General features: G+C 64.5%; 20 protein-coding genes. 13 read left to right on the forward strand and 7 right to left on the reverse strand.

All coding sequences use genetic code 11. The features are described 5' to 3' along the window. Window positions 1-11 precede the first annotated feature (11 nt). Complete coding sequence (locus F757_RS0107145; protein WP_027210807.1) at window positions 12-983, forward strand: AraC family transcriptional regulator; 972 nt, start codon at window positions 12-14, stop codon at window positions 981-983. 12 nt (window positions 984-995) lie between these two features. Here F757_RS0107145 and F757_RS0107150 read toward each other — a convergent pair whose 3' ends face one another. The 5 genes from F757_RS0107150 to F757_RS0107170 all read right to left on the reverse strand — a co-directional run bounded on the left by F757_RS0107150 (window position 996) and on the right by F757_RS0107170 (window position 5,642). Further along, window positions 996-1,568, reverse strand: coding sequence for an FUSC family protein (locus F757_RS0107150; protein WP_027210808.1), 573 nt, complete (start codon window positions 1,566-1,568; stop codon window positions 996-998). 75 nt (window positions 1,569-1,643) lie between these two features. Next, complete coding sequence (locus tag F757_RS0107155) at window positions 1,644-2,963, reverse strand: cation:proton antiporter (protein WP_027210809.1); 1,320 nt, start codon at window positions 2,961-2,963, stop codon at window positions 1,644-1,646. Window positions 2,964-3,019: 56 nt separating this feature from the next. Continuing rightward, a complete protein-coding gene (locus F757_RS0107160) occupies window positions 3,020-3,430 on the reverse strand; it encodes a DUF3175 domain-containing protein (protein ID WP_027210810.1) in 411 nt (136 codons plus the stop codon). 198 nt (window positions 3,431-3,628) lie between these two features. Beyond that, window positions 3,629-4,144 (reverse strand): PRC-barrel domain-containing protein, encoded by a 516-nt coding sequence (locus F757_RS0107165; RefSeq protein ID WP_027210811.1) that lies wholly within the window; start codon window positions 4,142-4,144, stop codon window positions 3,629-3,631. Window positions 4,145-4,274: 130 nt separating this feature from the next. Continuing rightward, window positions 4,275-5,642 (reverse strand): DNA topoisomerase IB, encoded by a 1,368-nt coding sequence (locus tag F757_RS0107170; protein ID WP_027210812.1) that lies wholly within the window; start codon window positions 5,640-5,642, stop codon window positions 4,275-4,277. Between the two features lie 172 nt (window positions 5,643-5,814). Between F757_RS0107170 and F757_RS0107175 the strand changes: the two genes are divergently transcribed. From F757_RS0107175 to F757_RS0107195, 5 genes are all read left to right on the forward strand, one after another. Continuing rightward, window positions 5,815-6,159: a hypothetical protein gene (locus tag F757_RS0107175; protein ID WP_027210813.1), complete on the forward strand. Its 345-nt coding sequence runs from the start codon at window positions 5,815-5,817 to the stop codon at window positions 6,157-6,159. A 243-nt stretch (window positions 6,160-6,402) separates the two neighbouring features. Next, a complete protein-coding gene (locus tag F757_RS0107180) occupies window positions 6,403-6,954 on the forward strand; it encodes a type 1 glutamine amidotransferase domain-containing protein (RefSeq protein WP_027210814.1) in 552 nt (183 codons plus the stop codon). Between the two features lie 89 nt (window positions 6,955-7,043). After that, window positions 7,044-7,610: a DUF4142 domain-containing protein gene (locus F757_RS0107185; protein WP_027210815.1), complete on the forward strand. Its 567-nt coding sequence runs from the start codon at window positions 7,044-7,046 to the stop codon at window positions 7,608-7,610. After that, window positions 7,607-7,951, forward strand: a complete 345-nt coding sequence (locus F757_RS0107190; RefSeq protein ID WP_013341263.1) for a DUF1488 domain-containing protein — start codon at window positions 7,607-7,609, stop codon at window positions 7,949-7,951. The genes F757_RS0107185 and F757_RS0107190 overlap by 4 nt, the downstream gene beginning before the upstream one ends. A 140-nt stretch (window positions 7,952-8,091) precedes the next feature. Further along, on the forward strand, window positions 8,092-8,673 hold the full coding sequence (locus F757_RS0107195) for a membrane protein (protein WP_027210816.1): 582 nt from the start codon (window positions 8,092-8,094) through the stop codon (window positions 8,671-8,673). A 153-nt stretch (window positions 8,674-8,826) separates the two neighbouring features. Here F757_RS0107195 and F757_RS0107200 read toward each other — a convergent pair whose 3' ends face one another. Beyond that, complete coding sequence (locus F757_RS0107200; RefSeq protein WP_027210817.1) at window positions 8,827-9,078, reverse strand: hypothetical protein; 252 nt, start codon at window positions 9,076-9,078, stop codon at window positions 8,827-8,829. Between the two features lie 395 nt (window positions 9,079-9,473). Here F757_RS0107200 and F757_RS0107205 point away from each other — a divergent pair, with 395 nt between their 5' ends. Next, window positions 9,474-9,923 carry a PA2169 family four-helix-bundle protein gene (locus F757_RS0107205; protein WP_027210818.1) on the forward strand — a complete coding sequence of 150 codons (450 nt, stop codon included), beginning with the start codon at window positions 9,474-9,476 and terminating at the stop codon, window positions 9,921-9,923. Window positions 9,924-10,052: 129 nt separating this feature from the next. On the opposite strand, the gene F757_RS0107210 is transcribed toward F757_RS0107205, so the two are convergent. After that, window positions 10,053-10,391, reverse strand: a complete 339-nt coding sequence (locus F757_RS0107210; protein ID WP_027210819.1) for a BON domain-containing protein — start codon at window positions 10,389-10,391, stop codon at window positions 10,053-10,055. Between the two features lie 491 nt (window positions 10,392-10,882). Here F757_RS0107210 and F757_RS0107215 point away from each other — a divergent pair, with 491 nt between their 5' ends. From F757_RS0107215 to F757_RS0107240, 6 genes are all read left to right on the forward strand, one after another. Then, entirely contained in the window at window positions 10,883-12,364 is a 1,482-nt protein-coding gene (locus F757_RS0107215) for an RNA polymerase factor sigma-54 (protein ID WP_027210820.1), read from the forward strand. Between the two features lie 140 nt (window positions 12,365-12,504). Continuing rightward, complete coding sequence (locus F757_RS0107220) at window positions 12,505-13,674, forward strand: pyridoxal phosphate-dependent aminotransferase (protein ID WP_027210821.1); 1,170 nt, start codon at window positions 12,505-12,507, stop codon at window positions 13,672-13,674. A gap of 79 nt (window positions 13,675-13,753) precedes the next feature. Beyond that, the gene (locus tag F757_RS0107225) at window positions 13,754-14,482 is read left to right on the forward strand and encodes a FadR/GntR family transcriptional regulator (protein WP_027210822.1); all 729 of its coding nucleotides are present in this window, start codon (window positions 13,754-13,756) and stop codon (window positions 14,480-14,482) included. 286 nt (window positions 14,483-14,768) lie between these two features. Continuing rightward, on the forward strand, window positions 14,769-15,512 hold the full coding sequence (locus tag F757_RS0107230) for a (Fe-S)-binding protein (RefSeq protein WP_027210823.1): 744 nt from the start codon (window positions 14,769-14,771) through the stop codon (window positions 15,510-15,512). Further along, window positions 15,509-16,900: a lactate utilization protein B gene (locus F757_RS0107235; RefSeq protein WP_027210824.1), complete on the forward strand. Its 1,392-nt coding sequence runs from the start codon at window positions 15,509-15,511 to the stop codon at window positions 16,898-16,900. Before F757_RS0107230 ends, F757_RS0107235 begins: the two co-directional genes overlap by 4 nt. Then, the gene (locus F757_RS0107240; protein ID WP_027210825.1) at window positions 16,887-17,477 is read left to right on the forward strand and encodes a LutC/YkgG family protein; all 591 of its coding nucleotides are present in this window, start codon (window positions 16,887-16,889) and stop codon (window positions 17,475-17,477) included. The genes F757_RS0107235 and F757_RS0107240 overlap by 14 nt, the downstream gene beginning before the upstream one ends. The last annotated feature ends 21 nt before the right edge of the window (window positions 17,478-17,498 follow it).

Genomic DNA, 17,498 nt, shown 5'->3' on the forward strand with positions numbered 1-17,498 from the left:
GCAAAAGTCTCATGGACACGCTCAGCCGATTGCTCGACCTCGCCCGGCCGCAGGCCAGCCTCGATCTGCGCTGCCTGCTGAGCGGCGCATTCGACGTAGACCACGCGCCGATGGAGCCGGGCATCGCGCCGTTTCATCTGGTGCTGGAAGGCGAGTGTGTCATCGAGACGGCAGACGGGGCACCAGTGCCGCTGCGCTCCGGCGATTTCGTGCTGTTCCCACGCGGCACCGCGCATCGCGTGCGGGATACGAAGCGCGGCACCACCACTGCGCCGCTCGTGACGGGCCACGACGGTCTGCTGCCCATCAAGAGCAATCGCGCCGCCGCGGCCGGCGAACTGTCGAACGGCGTCGCGCCTCTCGCCGAGCTAGACCTGTTGTGCGGCCGCTTCGTCTACACGCCGGGTTCGTCCGCCTTGCTGCTGAACGCACTGCCCGATCCGTTTCGCGTGTCGCTCGGCGGGGCGCACGCGCTCGGCCCGTTGCAGGCGCTCATCGGCCTCATGCGCGACGAAGCCGGTCAACGCCGGCCCGGCTCGCTTGCCATCGTCACCGCGCTGAGCCAGGCGCTCTTCACAATGGCGCTGCGCGTGCACGGCGACGAGGCCGGTTCGGCTCCCGGCATGCTGGCGCTGCTTGCCGACCCGCGTCTTGCAGCGTCGGTGCAGGGCATGCTGGGCGCGCCAGAGCGGCCATGGACCATCGCCGGACTCGGCGAGCTTGCGGCAATGTCGCGCGCGACTTACGCGCGGCGTTTTAGCGAACGCGCGGGCATGACCGTGATGGACTTCCTCACGCAGATTCGCATGACGATCGCTTGCGATCTGCTGCGCCGGACCCAACGAAGCGCGGCGGAAGTCGGCGAGGCGGTGGGTTATCAATCGGAAGCGGCATTCGGCAAGGCGTTCCAGCAGCACGTCGGCGTGACGCCGGGGCGCTACCGGCGCTTGCCGGACGACGGCGCGCCGGCCGCGGCGGCATGAAGCCGGGCCGGCCTAGCGCGTGTCGCGGTGCGTGCCCGGCCAGTGTTTTTCCGCGACCAACATCAGCCAAGCCACGAGCAACGCGCACACCGTGCCGAGCGTGACTTCGCCAAGGCGCAGCAACGCCTTGTCCCATGCCGGGCCGATGCCCGGCACCAGCAGCATGATGGTCGCGGTAATGCCGCCAAGCCGCGCTGCGCTGCCTACATTGACCACCCAGCAGATCACGATAGCCGCCGCCACTGTCGCCGCATAAGCCGCGAAATAGCCGTGGCCGACGGTGGCGCCCGCGAGTCCGCACACGCCGCCGACCATCGCGCCGATGAACTGGTCGCGCGACAGCTTGCGCGTGTCGATATAGCTGTGCTGGCTTACTGCGATGGCCGTGATCGCGGCCCAGAACGCCTGCTCCGTGTGCAGCATGCGGCCGATGCCGAACGCGAGGCTTGCGCCCGCCACGGCCTGGAAGGCCATCAAACTGCCTTCGGCGAGCCGCTCGGCGAACGGCAGTGACTTCAGGAAGGCGAACAGTGATTCGCCGGCGCTTGTGCGCCTCGTGTGCGCTGGATCGTCGGAAGGGGTCATCGGCAGGCGAAGTGGCAAAGGCGCCTCGCGAAGCAGCAAGGCGGCTCGCGCAAGCGGCGCAAGGGCGCTCGTATTCTACCGTTCGCGACGGCGCAGCCGGCGGTAGCGGTTCATGAGCGGCGTTGCCGACACGCCGTGAATCACGACCGAAGCGGTGACGACCGCCAGCGCAAGCGGCATCAGCGGCGCGATGTCGGCGGCCGGTCCGTGTTCGAGCGCATACGCCAGGTAGTAGAACGAGCCCACGCCGCGAATGCCGAACCAGCTCATCAGGCGCCTTTGCGTCGGCGAAGCGGCCGAGCCGAGCAGCGACAACTCGACCGACGCGGGCCGCACCACAAAGAACAGCGCAACGATAAGCGCGAGCGCCGGCCAGGTGAAGAGCGGCGCGTTCAGCGTGGCAAGCACGTTGCCGACCATTGCCATGATGATCACTTCCGCGATGCGTTCGAGCTCGATCGTGAAGCCGAGCACCGACTCGGTCATGAACGCGTGGGCCTTGTCGGGGTCGGACGCGGTCGCTTCGACATCGGCCGAATCGATCGTGCCGATCGCTTCGCGCGGCGAGATGCCGCCGCTCGCGCGATGTTCGACGCGGCGCATCGACACCCCTGCTGCGAACACGGCGAGAAAGCCGTAGGTTTGCGCGAGCTGCGCGGCACCGAACGAGAGGCCGATCAGGCCGAGCGCAAAAAAGCCCTCGAGTCCGAGCGCATGCGCATGGCGCGTGCGTAGCCACGCGACCGCGTGCGTCGTCCCCCAGCCGAGCAGACCGCCAATCGCGATCGCACCGAGCACGCCCCACGCGGCAGTGCCTGCGAGCCTCAGATTCAGCACGTCGCCAGCGCCGGCTCCGGGCATCGCGCAGAACGCAAGGCCGACCATCGCGAAGGGCAACGCAATGCCGTCGTTCAGGCCGCCTTCGCCGGAGAGCGCGAAACGCAGCAGATCGTGATCGCCAGGGTCGTGCACCTGCACGTCATGAGCGAGCACCGGATCGGTTGGCGCGAGAATCGCGGCGAGCAGGATGGCGGGTCCCCAGCCAAGATGAAGCACGTACACGCAGAAAAGCGCGAGGAGCGGCACGGTGACGAGCATCGCCAGAAAACCGAGGCGCAGCGGCACGGTCCATAACCGGTCCAGCATGCCCACGCGCAGACGCAAGCCGATTGCAAAGAGCGAGACCAGCAGCGCGATTTCGGTGAGCGTGCGCAGCAGGTGGGCGTCGGCGATCATGTTGAGGTGCAGCAGATCGAGGCCCGGCGGCCCGAGCGCGTATCCGAGCGCGACATACACCATCGCGGCGCTCACGGGAAGGCGGCGCAGTGTCGTCGCGGCTATGCCCATGAAGACCAACACCGCGCCGACAATCAGGAACCAGTATGTTTCGTGCATGTGCATCCGGTTGAGGCCGGCCATGCGAGCTGTGCACGGCAGGCCGGGTGAAGCGCTCAAGGCGCGCGTCCAAATGCTTCACGCAGTTTGCGCTTGGCTTGCTCCAGGGTTGCGCGGCGCGTCTTCGGCAGGTTTCGGCCCGCGCGGTTGATGTAGAAGTTAAGCATCGACATCGCCGATTGAAACGGTGTGCCTTTGCGGCGCCGGCTTTTCGTCGACGACTGTTTGAGCGACTGCGCGATCTCTTCAGCGTTCGCGTTCTTGAAGATGTCCGGCTGGAGATCCATCGCGTCGCTCGTTTCCATCACATGATGCGACCACTTGCGCGGGCGTTTGCCGCCGCCCGCGCTCGCCGCCTTGCGATGTTGCGCGGCATGCGCCTGTGCATGGCGTTGTCGCGGCGGTCGTCCGGACTTGCCGCGCGCCTGCGGGCGCCTCGCTTTACTGGTGGTTTTGCTGGTGGCCATGAGAGCCGCCTCCCTTTCGGGTGCTGGGTGGCCCGGCTGTGCCCGTTCGCCTCGTGCGGTTCACGAGACTGCCGGTAACGGAAGTCAGCGCGCCGGTCGCCGCGAGGGCTGCCGGCGCAATATAGGCGAGCAGCGCGGAGCGCAGATCCAGGCAAACTCAGACGGGATTCGCTTCACGCACTCGCCGCAGCTTGCAAATTACAGCTTGACTCCGCCGGCTTCGGGCGCGTCCGACGAGCCGGCCGGAATGTCGCCGATGCGCGTGTCGTCGCGCAGGTCGAAGCGGTCGCGGCTCCAGTACGGCTCGCTGCCGTAGTACTGGTGCACCGAGGTCGCCCACGTCTCATCCGCCATCGACGGCCAGTGGTCCTTGTCGAACCCCGGCGCGTTCTTCACGCTTTCGGCCGGCATGTTCAGCACGAAGCACTTCTGCTCGGTGTCGAGCGTGAGCGCTTGCCACGGAATGGCGAGCAGCTTGTCGCCGATGCCGAGGAAGCCGCCGCTCGAAAGCACCGCATACGCAATGCGGCCCGAGCGCACGTCGAGCATGATGTCCTTGATCTTGCCGATGTCCTCGCCGTCGCTGCTGAGGACCCGGTTGTCGTCGAGCGTGTCTGCCGCCATGACGTCCGGGCCGGGGCCTTCCGCCGTTGCACTGCCTTTACCGACGATACGTGCTCCTTGCATGCCTTGCGTCTGACTTTGCATGACCATGATCTGCCTCCTTCGTAGGTTAAGGGGTGATGACAGTGAAGCAACGCGCGTTCCTCGTCGTGTGACGCGACGCTTCGCGACAAACTGCCGGCGTGCTGCCGCCCCGGCAGCGCCCGGCGGTGCGAGTGGCTCAGCCGGCAGCCGGTTTGTCCGCGCCCGGCGGAGCAGCGGCGCGCCGCGAGCTGCGCGCGCGAGCTTTTATTCCAGCTTCGGCTTCGCCTTGCACGCCGGTTTTCGCGGCGGCTTTGCCACGGGCTTGACGGGCGGTTTTCGCGCCTGCCTTCAGCGCCGCCTTGTTCGCTTCCTTCCGGATCGCACGTGACTTCTGCAGCAATGTCGAAATGGAGCCGTTGATGCTGTCCGCCTCTTGCGCTTCGCGCAGCTTGCGTCCCTTCGCGCCCGCCTGACGTGCGAGTTTCGCCGCGCGTTTTTCCGCGTGCGCGAGCAATGCGGCAAACGCCACTTCGTCCACTTTCAGGCCACGTCTGGACTGGCCAGGAGGCAGACTCTGCAATTCGTCCGCCTCGAAGGCGCTGATCACAGCAGGATGGATGTAGCAGCGCCGGCATACGGCCGGCGTGTTGCGCAGCAGGCCCGCCACTTCCTTGACGGTGGCCACGATATGGCGCCGCGCTTCCGCGGCGCTCTCGCACACGAGGCGGCGCAGCGTGGCGAGCGCGTAGACGCTGCCCGCCCATGTCCGGTAGTCTTTCGCGGTGAAATCGGCGCCGCTTGCGCGGCGCAGATAATCGTTGATGTCGGCGGAACCGACCGTGCGGCGGTTGCCTTCTTCATCCAGATACTGGAACAGGTCGTGCCCCGGCAGTTCCGCGCAACGTCGCACGATGCGCTTGACGCGCGCGTCGTCGACGGTGACGTCATGCTCAATGCCACTTTTGCCGCGAAACTTGAAGCGCACTTGTCCCGCTTCCACCTTCATGTGTTTCTTGCGCAGCGTCGTCAACCCGTATGACTGATTTTCACGCGCGTACTCGACACTGCCGATGCGCACGAGCGTCGTGTCCAGCAGCCGCACCACGGCGGCCATCACTTTGTCGCAAGGCATGCCGGGCAGTTCGAGGTCGCGCGCCACGCGCGCGCGAATCCTCGGCAATGCGCGACCGAACTCCCGCATGCGTTCGTATTTGTCCGCGTCGCGCGTTTCGCGCCAGCGCGGGTGATAACGGTATTGCTTGCGGCCGCGCGTATCCCGGCCGGTTGCCTGAATGTGGCCGCGTGGATCGGGGCAGATCCATACGTCTTCATAGGCGGGCGGAATCGCGAGCGAATTGATGCGCTGGATTTCCGCTTCATCTTCAATGCGCTTTCCTTCGACGTCGAAATACGCGAAGCCGTCTTTCTCGCGCTTGCGCGTGTAGCCCGGCTTGCTGTCGTCCGCATGGCGCAAACCGGGCGGCATTGTCGTCGCGGTGGCCTGCTTCGCGGCGTCGTCGGCCGGCGCGTGAGCGTTGGGTGTCGTGCTGTTGGTCGTGGGCATCTTCGCAGGTAGAACTTTCAAGCGTGAAGCGCGTTGCGCCAGTGATGGCCCGAAGCAAGGGCGGTGCCTGGCCGCTGCGTCGCCGGGAGCTCCGCCGTTGCGCGTGCGGAACAGTCCTTGCGCTCAACCTCATACGTATTCATCCGCCCATCAACCAGCACAGGAGAGCGCCATGAGCAGCACGCTGAATCCCGATGAAGAGCCGCAACAGGTCGTGAAGCAAACCTCCGGCACGACAGGCACGTTGGGACCGAGCGATTCGTCCGATAGCGGCAGCGATGTCGCAGGCCAGAAGCGCCATGAGTTCGACGTCGATACCGAACTCGACAATCACGCGCTGGAAACCGGCGAGCTCGAACTCGCCAGCGACACCGACCGCGCCGGAACCGGCGAGCGCGCCGCAGCCGACGGCGATTCGACGCTCGACCCGGATCGCGACATCGAACCGGATCGCATCGTGAGTCCGCCGGAAGCGGCGGACGACGACGGTCTCGACGAGGACCCGAGCGGCCTCTAGACAGCACGCGTGATCGCTGTACGGTTACCTTCGCGTTGCGTTGCGCTGCGTTACGTTGCTTTGCGTTGCGTCGCGTTGGGCTGTGGTCCGTGCCTGGCGGGTCATACCGCGCGAGGGCAGGCACCACGGCAGCTCACACCCGAGCGGCAGGCACATGCCTTGCTGCCCCCCGATTGACGAATAGCAGATGACGAGGGCTCGCGTCACGCACGCAGCCCCGCGTTTGAATGAAGGAGAGAACAGATGGCTAACAGCCTCGACGGTCTGAAAGTAGCGGTACTCGCAGTGGATGGCTTCGAACAGGCGGAACTGGTCGAACCCAAACGCGCGCTGGCCGAAGCCGGCGCGACCGTGCATGTGATTTCGGAGAAGCCCGGCAAGATCCAGGGCTTCAGGCATGTTGACAAGGGCGACGCGGTCGAGGTCGATGCGACTTTCGACAAAGCCACCGCCGCGGACTACGACGCGGTGGTGTTGCCCGGTGGCGTGGTGAACGGCGATGCGATTCGTCTATTGCCGCAGGCGCAGGCTTTCGTGAAGGCCGCCGACAGCGCGCACAAACCGATCGCGGTGATCTGCCACGGCACATGGCTGCCGGTGTCGGCGGGAATCATCAAGGGCCGTACGGTGACGAGCTGGCCGAGTTTGCAGGACGACATTCGCAACGCCGGCGGCACGTGGGTCGACCAGGAAGTGGTGGAAGACAGCAACTTCATTTCGAGCCGCAAGCCCGACGACATTCCCGCTTTCAACAAGGCGCTGATCGGGCAACTGTCGAAACGCAAGGCAGCATGAGCGGCACGACGCGCGTCGCGCTGTGCGCAAGGCAAGGCGATGGGTGTGGTCGAACAGCGCCGGTGACTCCGTAAGCAAGGGAGAAAAGCATGAAACTACGGTATTCCCTCCAGGTAACGGCGCTCGCGCTGGGCCTTGGCGTGGCATCGGCCGGCCCAGCGTATGCGCAGGCAAGCGACGCCCCGGCGAGCGCGGCGCCCGCGGGCGGCACCAGCCTCTCGCCGGCGGACCAGCAGTTCATTCAGGACGCCTCGCAATCCGACGCTACCGAAATCGCCGCAAGCAAGATCGCGCTGAAGAACTCGCGCGATCCGCGTGTGAAGAAGTTCGCGCAGCAGATGATCACGGACCACACGAAACTCTCGCGCAGCATGGCCGCGCTCACGGCGAAAAAGCGCGTACCCGCGGTACCTGCGGCGGATTCGGCGCTCGTCGGCAAGCTGCAAACGCTCAAGGGCCAGCAGTTCGACGAAGCGTATGTCGAGCAGATCGGCGTAGAGGCGCATCAGCGGGCGGTCGATCTGTTCCAGCAGCAGAGCCAGAGCGGCACCGACTCGCAACTGAAGGCCGCAGCCGCGCGCGCGCTGCCGATCATCCAGCATCATCTCGAGATGGCGAAGCAGCTTGCCGGCACCATGAAGGGTTCTTCATCATGAACGCAATCCTGCCGCGGCCTGCCTATGAGGACTCTCTTATGCAGATCACTTTTCCCGACGACAAGCCGACCTTCGACGGCGCGAACCTGACCGTTCGCTTTATGGCGCGCGTGGAGGGCGAACCGGTTGTGTGCGCAATCACCGTCGAGGCGCTCGAGGATCATTTCGGCGCCGAGTCGCCGCTCGAAAGCGCGTTGATGGAAGCCTTCGAAAAAGGCCGCAACCGCATCCGTTCGGTGTGCGCGGAGGCACTCGACCAGAACAACGGCGAGGGCGTCATCCTGCACAGCGGACTGTTCCGGGTGGAAGGCATGGAGTCCGATCGCGGCACCGCCGCCTAGCGCGGGCACCCGGGTTGCCACGCACTGAGTGGGCCGGGTGGCCGCTCGGTGGCGACCGAAGCCGCTGCTCATCGCCAGAAGGCGCACCGTAGTTCGCGCGCGTCGTCCGCAAAAATGCTATCACGATGCAAGGAGGCCTTATGTCACTCATCGTCGCAGCACGCTTTACAACTTTCCCAGCCGCTGAAGAAGCGGCGCAAAAACTCTTCAACGCAGGCTTCGTCGAGGAAGACGTCACGCTCTTCTTCGTCAATCCCCGCGGCCAGCACGCGCGTTTTCCAATCGGCGGCGATACGCACACCGACGCGGGAGCGAAGGGCGCCTCCAGGGGCGCAGGTTTTGGTGTGACGATCGGGGCGGTGGTGGGCGCAATAGTGGGTGTCGGCATCTTCGCGGCGTTTTCGGCACCGTTGCTCGTGTCGGCGATTGCGGCGGGCGTCGGCGCGTATATCGGGTCGCTGGCCGGCGCCATGTGGCGCACACGGCAGGGTGCCGAGGCCGGGCAGCGCACGCCGTTTCATGAAGAGACGCGGGATTCCGGTGTGCTCGTCGCCGTGCACGTGTCGACGGATAATCAGCTCGAGGCGGCGCGCGTGTTGCGCGATGCAGGCGGCGTATCCATTGAACGCGCGACCGGTCGTTGGCAACAAGGCCGCTGGGCCGATTTCGATCCGCTGAAGCAGCCCGTGCCACTTAGCGAATTCAACGAAAAGCGCGCTTAGGGCGCGCGTTGCCTGAGTGAATGCCTGAGTGAATGCCTGAGTGAGCGCCTCAGTAAAACGCCAAGGGCCCGACGATTGTCGGGCCCTTTGTCTTTGATGGCCGGGCACAGAGCAGAGCGCTCGTGTGATGCTGCCCGGCCGTTTGCACTCCAGCTATACCCAGATGCGTGCGGCGCCACGCTGCGCAGGCGCGTGTTCCGCAGGACGTTGCTCGCGTGCAGCTTCGCATGACGCCGGGATGATGCCGTTGCGCGCGCGCTCGCAAGACGTGGGCGCCGCCTCGACGCTTTGCGGCGCGCTCGTTGCGAGGTTCTCGTCGGGTTGAGAGTGCTGCCGAAGCTGCAGTACCGTGGCTGACGAGACTATCGCCACGGTGGCAAGAAACTCTGCGCTGCTGATCTTCATGATGGTGTTCTCCCTGTCGTCGTTGCTCGCCCAGTCTTTTCAATTTGTCTGTACGTCGTGCAGGTTTTCGCTTGACGCGCTGCATGACATTGCGAAGGGCCAACGCGATAAGCAACCCATATGCCACCGGCAAAAGCCTTGCCCCGCGGGGCGCGCGCGGTGCCCCTGGAAAATCGCGCCGCGCAACATTTACGCGGCCTGGCAGGAACAGCCGTGGCTTGATGGCGGCCCGGGCGCAAGCGGGTCACGCGGGGCGCCGGGCACGCGCCATGCGGGTATTGAACGAACCCCGTTGCTCATGCAGTTCATGACATGGCCGACGGCACGCGTGTCCTTAACGCATGCGTGCAGGCCGGCGACGGATTTCGCGATCAACGAAACCCTTGGAGGTATGAATGGCTACGAACGTTGTTTCCGTACTGAACGATCTGATCGAAACGTCGAAGGATGGAGAAAAGGGCTTTCGCAAGGCCGCCGAAGATGCGCGCGACGCCCAGTTGAAGACGCTGTTCCTCACGCGAGCCGAAGACTGCTCGCGCGGCGCACGCGAACTGCAGGACGTGGTGCAGCGGCTGGGCGGTAAGCCCGAGACCGGCGGCAGCGTAAGCGGCGCGTTGCATCGCGGCTGGGTCGACGTGAAGTCGGCGGTGACGGACCGCAGCGACCATCAGATACTCGTCGAGGTGGAGAAGGGCGAGGACGTCGCGAAGAAGAACTATCACGACGCGCTGGAAAAAGAACTACCGGCCGACGTGCGTGCGATTGTCGAACGTCAATATCAGGGCGTGCTGCAAAACCACGACCGCGTTCGTGATCTGCGCGACCAGTATGCCGCGAAGAGCTAACACGGCCAGCACGTAAGCTCAGGCGTCACGTAAAAAAGCCGTCCGCATGCGGACGGCTTTTGTTTGCCTGGCGCCTGGCGCACACAGTGACATTGAGTGCGCCAGGCGCCAGGCGCGCCTTAACCGGACTTATTCAGCCGCGATCTTCAGGCGGTTCTTCACGCTGCTTACGCCCTTCACGCCTTCCACGACTTCCTGCGCGGCGAGCTTGTCGTCGGCGGAAGGCACGGTGCCGGTGAGCCAGACCACGCCCTTACGCGTCTTCACGTGGATGTGCGTGGACTTTACGTTCTTCGCGCCCAGCAATTCTGCCTTGACCTTGGTGGTGATGGTGCCGTCGTCGATGTGCTGGCCGATGCTTTCGGATGCAGCGGGCGGTGCCGAGGCACTGGTTTGCGCAGTCGCGTTCAGTGCGAATGCAAAACACGCGATGGTGCCGGCGGTCTTGAGCATCTGGATGGTCTTCATGGTTTCTCCTTCGGGTGTTGATGAAAATTGCGGTCTTGTTGCCTGCGGTCGATCGCGACCAAAGCCGCCGATGACTCGCGTGGGGTCGTTGCCGCTACGGTTCCGTCAGGGCCCGTTATCGACACCGGCCGGGTCCCGCAGTCGTTGCGCGATTCGCGCGGGATGCGGGGACACACGTCCGTCCACGCCGAGCGTGTCGCAAAGTGCATGCCCAACAGTTGGCTTACGCCGGCAACACGGGGAGCGAACTGGGCGGCGCGGATGAATTCCGCTGACGAATTAGCCCAAGCCGCATGGCGAAAGCGTTTGACGGGCCGTCCCGAGGGAGCCCGGATTTGCCGCCCCGCTTGTAAAAATGGCGCCGCGCGGGGCCGCAAACGGCGAGCCCGAAAAAACAAAGGCTAGGAAAAACAGTGTCTTGCAAAAGCTGGTACAGCAGTTGCTCTATGGAGGGTGCTCTCTACTTCAGCTATTAACGGGACCTCAACACGATGCCTTCAATTGAACTTCGCACAAGGCAGTCTCTTGCACTCACGCCGCGGTTGCAGCAGTCCGTGCGTCTGTTGCAGCTATCGTCTCTGGAGTTCCAGCAGGAATTGCGAACCGCGCTCGACACTAATCCGTTCCTCGAATACGACTCGTCGGATACAGAAGACGTTGCGCTCGCAACCGCGACCCCCGGCGACGAGTCCGGCGCGCTGCCCGCCACCGATGCCGTCGCGGCAGCGGAGCCCGACGCGCTGCCCGCAGAAGCGGTCACGAGCGAAACGCTAGACAGCGGCGGCCCGGACGATATGCCCGGCGACTTCTCCGGCGACTACAGCAGCCGCAGTTCGGCCCGTCAGAACGGCGATTCGGACGGCAGCGATCCCGCCGAATGGGCACGTTCGCAGCCCACCTTGCGCGAGCAGTTGCACGACGCGCTGCGTCTTTACAGGCTGGACGACCGCGATCGCGCCGTGGCGCGCTTCATCATCGAGGCGCTCGACGACGACGGTTATCTACGCCAGAACCTCGCGGATCTCGCCGACAGCGTCGATCTCGAGCCCGAGCTGACGGAAGAAGAACTGCTGGTCGCGCTGCGCCTCGTGCAGTCGCTCGATCGACCCGGCCTCGGCGCGCGTTCGCTGTCGGAATGCCTGCTGCTGCAACTGAACGCGTTGCCTGCCGAAACGCCGGGGCGCGAGGTCGCCCGCCAGATCGTCGAGCATCATCTCGAGCGACTCGCGCGCCGCGAGCAGGCGGAATTGCAGAAGCAGATCGGCTGCAGCGCCGAGGAATTGCGGGTGGCCTGCGCGCTCGTGCGCAAGCTCGACCCCAAGCCGGGCAACTGCTATGGCCGCACAGAGGACAACTACGTGGTGCCGGACGTGATCGTGCGTCAGGTCCGCAACAAGTGGGTGGTGACGATCAACCCGGCCGTGCAGCCGCGCGCGCGAATTCACCGCATGTATGCGGAGCTCTTTGCGCAGTCCGCGGGTGCGAGCCGTTCGCCGCTCGCCCAACAGCTTCAGGAAGCCCGCTGGTTGATCAGGAATGCACAGCAACGCTTCGATACGATTCAGCGTGTGGCCGAATGCATCGTCGCGCATCAGAAGGCCTTCTTCCAGTACGGCGAAATCGCGTTGAAGCCGATGGTGTTGCGCGACGTCGCCGACGAACTCGGCCTGCATGAATCGACCATCTCACGCGCGACCGGCAACAAATATATGGCGACGCCGCGCGGCATTTTCGAATTCAAGCACTTCTTCCCGCGCGAACTGGGCACGGAAAGCGGCGGCACGTGTTCCGCGGCCGCGGTGCGGGCGCTGCTGAAGGAAATGATCGCTGCGGAAAACGCCCGCGATCCACTCTCCGACGTGACGCTGGCGAAGATGCTGGCGGATCAGGGCGTGCTGGTCGCGCGCCGCACGGTCGCCAAGTATCGTCATCTGATGAAGGTGCCGCCGGCGGAGTTGCGCCGCCAGGTCTGAGCTGCCAGGTCCCTGCACGCGGGGACCGGCGAAGCTGAAGCGCCGCGCGAGGCTGTCCGCCCGCGCGGCGCTTTTTCGTATCTGGACGTTTCGCGCTGGCCCCATTACATTGGCGGGTCAAACTGGAATGGGTGAGCGCGATGAAGTATTCGAGTCGGGTGGAGGGTTTGCAAGGAAGGCGCACGTCGGCGTGGGAAATTCATCGTGTCGCGCAGCAGGCCGCCGCCAATGGCGAAGACGTGATCGTGCTGAGCGTGGGAGACCCCGACTTCGCGACGCCCGCGCCGATAGTCGAGCGCGCAATCGAAGCGCTGCGCGGCGGCGACACGCACTACAGCGCGGTGTCGGGCCGCGATCCGTTGCGTGCGGCGATTGCGGCCGAACATTCGCGCATGAGCGGTTGCAGCGTCACGGCGGCTAATGTGATTCTCACGGCCGGTGCGCAAAACGGCGTATTTGCCGCGTCTTTGTGTCTGCTCGAAGCCGGCGACGAGGTCATCGTTCCGGAGCCCATGTACCTGACCTACGAAGCCTGCGTGCGCGCAGCCGGCGCGACGCTCGTGCCGGTGCCGGTCGACCCCGAGCGGGCCTTCCACCTGAACTGCGATGCACTCGAAAGCGCCGTCACCCCGCGCACCAAGGCCATTTTCTTTGCCACGCCGTGCAATCCCACCGGAGTCGTCATGCCGCGCGCGGATCTGGAGCGGATTGCGCGGCTCGCGTGCAAGCACGATCTATGGGTGCTCTCCGACGAGGTGTACGCCGACCTTACGTTCGAACGCGAGCATGTAAGCATCATGGCGCTGCCTGGCATGGCCGCGCGCACCGTTACGCTCGGCAGTCTGTCGAAATCGCATGCAATGGCGGGCTGGCGCGTAGGCTGGGCAATTGGCCCGACCCAGCTCATTGAACACATGGGGCGCCTCGCGCTCGCCATGCTGTATGGCTTGCCGGGCTTCATCCAGCAGGCCGCGCTGACGGCGCTGCACGACAAGGCGCGCATAGTCGCCGACATGCGGGAGATTTATCGGCGCCGCCGCGACGTCGTATTCGAGCATTTGAGCCGCATTCCACGCTTGCGCTGTCTGCTGCCGGAAGCGGGCATGTTCATGATGGTCGACGTGAGCGGCACAGGTCTCGATACGGTGGATTTCACATGGCGGCTCTTTCGTGCGCAAGGCGTGTCGGTGCTGGACGCGAGCGCTTTCGGCGAGACGGCGAACGGCTTCGTGAGGTTGGGCTTCGTGGTCGACGAAGCGCGGCTTGCCGAGGCGTGCAAGCGCATTGCGGCGTTTGTGGCGACGCTATAATTCATGCGCCGCGCGCGCAGTTTGCGCTCGCCGATCCCACGCCCTGAACCGAACAATCCGGCTTTGTCAGCCGCAGCCTATGCACTTTCGCCCGATCCAGTCCTTCACGCGCAAACGGCTTTCCGACGTGGTTGCCGACCAGATCAAGCAATTGATCTCGGAGGGCACCCTGATGCCAGGCGACCGCTTGCCGGCTGAGCGCGATCTGGCCACGCAACTGGCTGTGTCGCGGCCTTCGTTGCGCGAGGCGTTGATCCGGCTGGAGTCGGACGGCTATATCGCCACCTCGGGGCGGGGCGGCTTTACCGTGGTGGACCTCACCGCACCGATCATTTCGCGGCCGCTCGCCGAACTGCTTCTGCAGAATCCGCGTACCAGTGCAGACATTCTGGAGCTTCGCCAGGGGCTCGAGTCCATTTCCACCGTGTATGCGGCCGAGCGCGCCACGGCGGCCGACCTTCGCAAGATCAGAACGGCGTTCGAGGCCTTGAAGGCGGCGTCGCAGTCGCAAGACCGCGTGAATCTCGCCGAACTGGACGCCGCTTTTCATCTTGCGATTGCCGACTCCACGCATAACATTGCGCTCGCACATGTGATGCATGGCATCCATACGCTGATTGGCGAAGGCATGCGTCAGTACCATCGCCTGATCGACTACGACGAGGCGATGGAAAAGCAGCTGATGAGCCAGCACCAGGCCATCTACGACGCGGTCATGGCGCGCGACGCGCAAAAGGCGCGCAAGGCGGCAGAACGGCATCTCGCGTTTGTCCGCGAGATTTATCAGGAGGATGCGGCGAAGCTGTAGCCGTCGCACGCGCCTTTCGTTTCTACTTGACCGGTTCCGGATGCCATTGGCCGCGCACGGCGCGCGGGGCCGATGGCATGGTCACGCCTGCGGTGAGCCGCCACGTTCGAATTGACAGTTACCGGCGACTTCCTTATATTTTGGTCTGACCAAGCTGACCGGCCTTGCCGACGGGCCGGCGGCATCCCCGCACGCGTCCACAGGTCCATCGGTAAATGGACAATCGGTTAATCGGTCCATGAGCCCACCCGTCCACACGTCGCTTCTCCCGTGAATTCATGAACACATGAAAGTCGCCCTTTTTATCCCGTGCTTTATCGACGCGTTCTATCCCGAAGTCGGCGTTGCCACGCTCGAGTTGCTTGAGCGCTTCGGCATCGAGGTCGACTATCCGCAAGAGCAGACCTGCTGCGGCCAGCCGATGGCCAATAGCGGCGCGCACGCCGACGCTGCCGGGGCCGAGCGCGTGTTTGCGCGCAACTTCGCGGGCTACGACTACATCGTCGGCCCCTCCGCAAGCTGCATTCACCACGTGCGTGAGCATCTCACTGCGATCGAGCAGACCGACCAAGTCAGGAAGGTGCGGGTAAGCGCATACGAACTGGTCGAGTTTCTGCACGACGTGGTGGGCGCGCGCGAATTCCCGTGGGCCGAGTTTCCGTATCGGGTCGGCCTGCACAACAGTTGCAGCGCGCTGCGGCATTTGAAGGAGGCGTCGATGTCTGAAGTGGCGGGGCAGCCGTTTTCGAAACCGCGCACTTTGCTGGAGGGCGTGAAGGGCATTGAATTCGTCAAGCCGTCGCGGGCGGACGAATGCTGCGGCTTTGGCGGCACCTTCTCGGTGACCGAAGAGCCGGTCTCCGTGCGCATGGGGCAGGACAAGGTGCGCGACCATCTGAACGCGGGCGCGCAATACATCGTGTCGGGCGACATGTCGTGCCTCATGCACCAGCAAGGCTGCGCGGAACGCATGAAGGCGGATGCGCGCTTTATTCACATCGCGCAAGTGCTCAATGGAGCGCGCGCATGAGCCGCATCGACCACGCAAAGGCAGCCGGAGACTTCATCAAAAAGACGGAGCACGTTGCGTTTCACGACAGACGTCTATGGGATTTGCGGCAAAAGCGCGACGCGCAGGCGCACGGAATTGCCGAATGGGAGACGCTGCGCGAACTGGCGTCAGCCATCAAGGAACATACGCTGTCGCATTTGTCGCAGTACCTCGAACAGTTTGCGGCGGCGGCTGAGGCGAACGGTGTTGTAGTGCATTGGGCTGCGACTGCCGAAGAGCACAACGCGCTCGTGCACAAGATCATGTCGGAGCGCGGCATGACCACGCTCGTCAAAAGCAAGTCGATGCTCACCGACGAATGCCGGATGCGCGAATATCTCGAGCCGCGCGGCATAACGGTCATGGAAACCGATCTCGGCGAACGCATCCAGCAGCTCGACAATCAGGACCCGAGTCATATGGTCGTGCCCGCGGTTCATAAACTACGTGCCGATGTCGCGCAACTGTTCGGCCGGACCATCGGCACCGATCCGCAAAACAGCGACATTCACTACCTCGCGGAAAGCCAGCGCATGAACACGCGGCCGTACTTCGTACGCGAGAAAACAGCGGGTATGACCGGCTGCAATTTTGCGGTGGCGGAAACCGGCACCGTCGTGGTGTGCACGAACGAAGGCAACGCGGATCTTTCGGCGAACGTGCCGCCGTTGCATATCGCGTCGATCGGCATCGAGAAGCTGATTCCCAAGGTCGCCGATCTGGGCGTGTTCGTTCGCATGCTGTCACGCAGTGCTCTCGGTTCGCCGGTCACGCAATACACGTCGCATTTTCGCGCGCCGCGTCCGGGCGCGGAGATGCATTTCATCCTTGTCGATCATGGCCGCTCGGAACGGCTTGCGATGGAGGACTTCTGGTACTCGCTCAAATGCATACGCTGCGGTGCGTGCATGAATACCTGTCCGGTGTACCGGCGCAGCGGCGGGCTCTCATATGGCGGCACGTACTCGGGTCCGATCGGCGCGATCATCAACCCGACCTTCGACCTGAAACGCTATAGCGCGTTGCCGTTCGCCTCCACGCTCAACGGCAGTTGCACGAACGTGTGTCCGGTGAAGATCAATATTCACGAGCAGATCTACAAATGGCGCACGGTAATTGCGGAGCGTCACGAAGTGCCCTTCGTGAAGCAGGAAGTGTTGAAGATGGCGGGGCGCCTGCTGGCGAGCCCCACCCTGTATCGGGCGACGGTCGCGTCGATGGGCGGCGCATTGCGGCGGCTGCCGAATTTCGTGCTGTACAACCCGCTGAACATCTGGGGCAGGCAACGCGAGTTGCCTGAGCCGCCCAAACAGACTTTCCATGCCTGGTACAAGAAGAACCGCGGAGGTGGCGATGGCAACGCGTGAGGCTTTTCTCGCCAGAGTACGCGAGGCGCAACCGGCTGCGCGGCCGCGTCCCGAGGTGCCGCTGTTCAGTTCAGTAGGCGGCGACCTGCGCGCGCGCTTTACGGCCGCGTTGGAAACGATGGGCGGTACATGCGTAGAGGCGCAGACCGCGTCCGGCGTGGCCGACGCGATCCGCGAGCGTTTCGGCGCAGCGGTGTCGATCGTATCGGCTACCGCTGAAGTGCCCGGCACGCGCGCGCTGACCGCCGACATGGAGCCGGCGTCGTTGCAGGACATCGACGTGGGCGTGGTGCGCGGGCGTTTCGGCGTCGCGGAGACGGGTTCGGTGTGGTTCAGCGAACGCGAGTACGTGGTGAATGCGTTGGGCTACATCGTGCAGCATCTGGTGGTGCTGCTCGATCCGGCGCAACTAGTGGACGGCTTGCAAGACGTCTACCGGCGCGACGACTTCCGCGACGCCCGCTACGCAGTGTTGGTCACGGGGCCTTCCGCGACCGCAGACATAGAAGGCGTGCTCATTCGCGGCGCGCAGGGCGTGCGTTCGCTGACGGTCGTCTGGCTGGCGGCCGGCGCGTAGCGGCAATGGAGTTTGCTATCA

It is taken from the genome of Burkholderia sp. WSM2232, from assembly GCF_000472545.1.
Classification (GTDB): domain Bacteria; phylum Pseudomonadota; class Gammaproteobacteria; order Burkholderiales; family Burkholderiaceae; genus Paraburkholderia.

Coding starts and splice junctions, on each gene's coding strand:
- F757_RS0107145 (WP_027210807.1), top strand. CDS start 12: ATGGACACGCTCAGCCGATTGCTCGACCTCGCCCGGCCGCAGGCCAGC.
- F757_RS0107150 (WP_027210808.1), bottom strand. CDS start 1,568: ATGACCCCTTCCGACGATCCAGCGCACACGAGGCGCACAAGCGCCGGC.
- F757_RS0107155 (WP_027210809.1), bottom strand. CDS start 2,963: ATGCACGAAACATACTGGTTCCTGATTGTCGGCGCGGTGTTGGTCTTC.
- F757_RS0107160 (WP_027210810.1), bottom strand. CDS start 3,430: ATGGCCACCAGCAAAACCACCAGTAAAGCGAGGCGCCCGCAGGCGCGC.
- F757_RS0107165 (WP_027210811.1), bottom strand. CDS start 4,144: ATGGTCATGCAAAGTCAGACGCAAGGCATGCAAGGAGCACGTATCGTC.
- F757_RS0107170 (WP_027210812.1), bottom strand. CDS start 5,642: ATGCCCACGACCAACAGCACGACACCCAACGCTCACGCGCCGGCCGAC.
- F757_RS0107175 (WP_027210813.1), top strand. CDS start 5,815: ATGAGCAGCACGCTGAATCCCGATGAAGAGCCGCAACAGGTCGTGAAG.
- F757_RS0107180 (WP_027210814.1), top strand. CDS start 6,403: ATGGCTAACAGCCTCGACGGTCTGAAAGTAGCGGTACTCGCAGTGGAT.
- F757_RS0107185 (WP_027210815.1), top strand. CDS start 7,044: ATGAAACTACGGTATTCCCTCCAGGTAACGGCGCTCGCGCTGGGCCTT.
- F757_RS0107190 (WP_013341263.1), top strand. CDS start 7,607: ATGAACGCAATCCTGCCGCGGCCTGCCTATGAGGACTCTCTTATGCAG.
- F757_RS0107195 (WP_027210816.1), top strand. CDS start 8,092: ATGTCACTCATCGTCGCAGCACGCTTTACAACTTTCCCAGCCGCTGAA.
- F757_RS0107200 (WP_027210817.1), bottom strand. CDS start 9,078: ATGAAGATCAGCAGCGCAGAGTTTCTTGCCACCGTGGCGATAGTCTCG.
- F757_RS0107205 (WP_027210818.1), top strand. CDS start 9,474: ATGGCTACGAACGTTGTTTCCGTACTGAACGATCTGATCGAAACGTCG.
- F757_RS0107210 (WP_027210819.1), bottom strand. CDS start 10,391: ATGAAGACCATCCAGATGCTCAAGACCGCCGGCACCATCGCGTGTTTT.
- F757_RS0107215 (WP_027210820.1), top strand. CDS start 10,883: ATGCCTTCAATTGAACTTCGCACAAGGCAGTCTCTTGCACTCACGCCG.
- F757_RS0107220 (WP_027210821.1), top strand. CDS start 12,505: ATGAAGTATTCGAGTCGGGTGGAGGGTTTGCAAGGAAGGCGCACGTCG.
- F757_RS0107225 (WP_027210822.1), top strand. CDS start 13,754: ATGCACTTTCGCCCGATCCAGTCCTTCACGCGCAAACGGCTTTCCGAC.
- F757_RS0107230 (WP_027210823.1), top strand. CDS start 14,769: ATGAAAGTCGCCCTTTTTATCCCGTGCTTTATCGACGCGTTCTATCCC.
- F757_RS0107235 (WP_027210824.1), top strand. CDS start 15,509: ATGAGCCGCATCGACCACGCAAAGGCAGCCGGAGACTTCATCAAAAAG.
- F757_RS0107240 (WP_027210825.1), top strand. CDS start 16,887: ATGGCAACGCGTGAGGCTTTTCTCGCCAGAGTACGCGAGGCGCAACCG.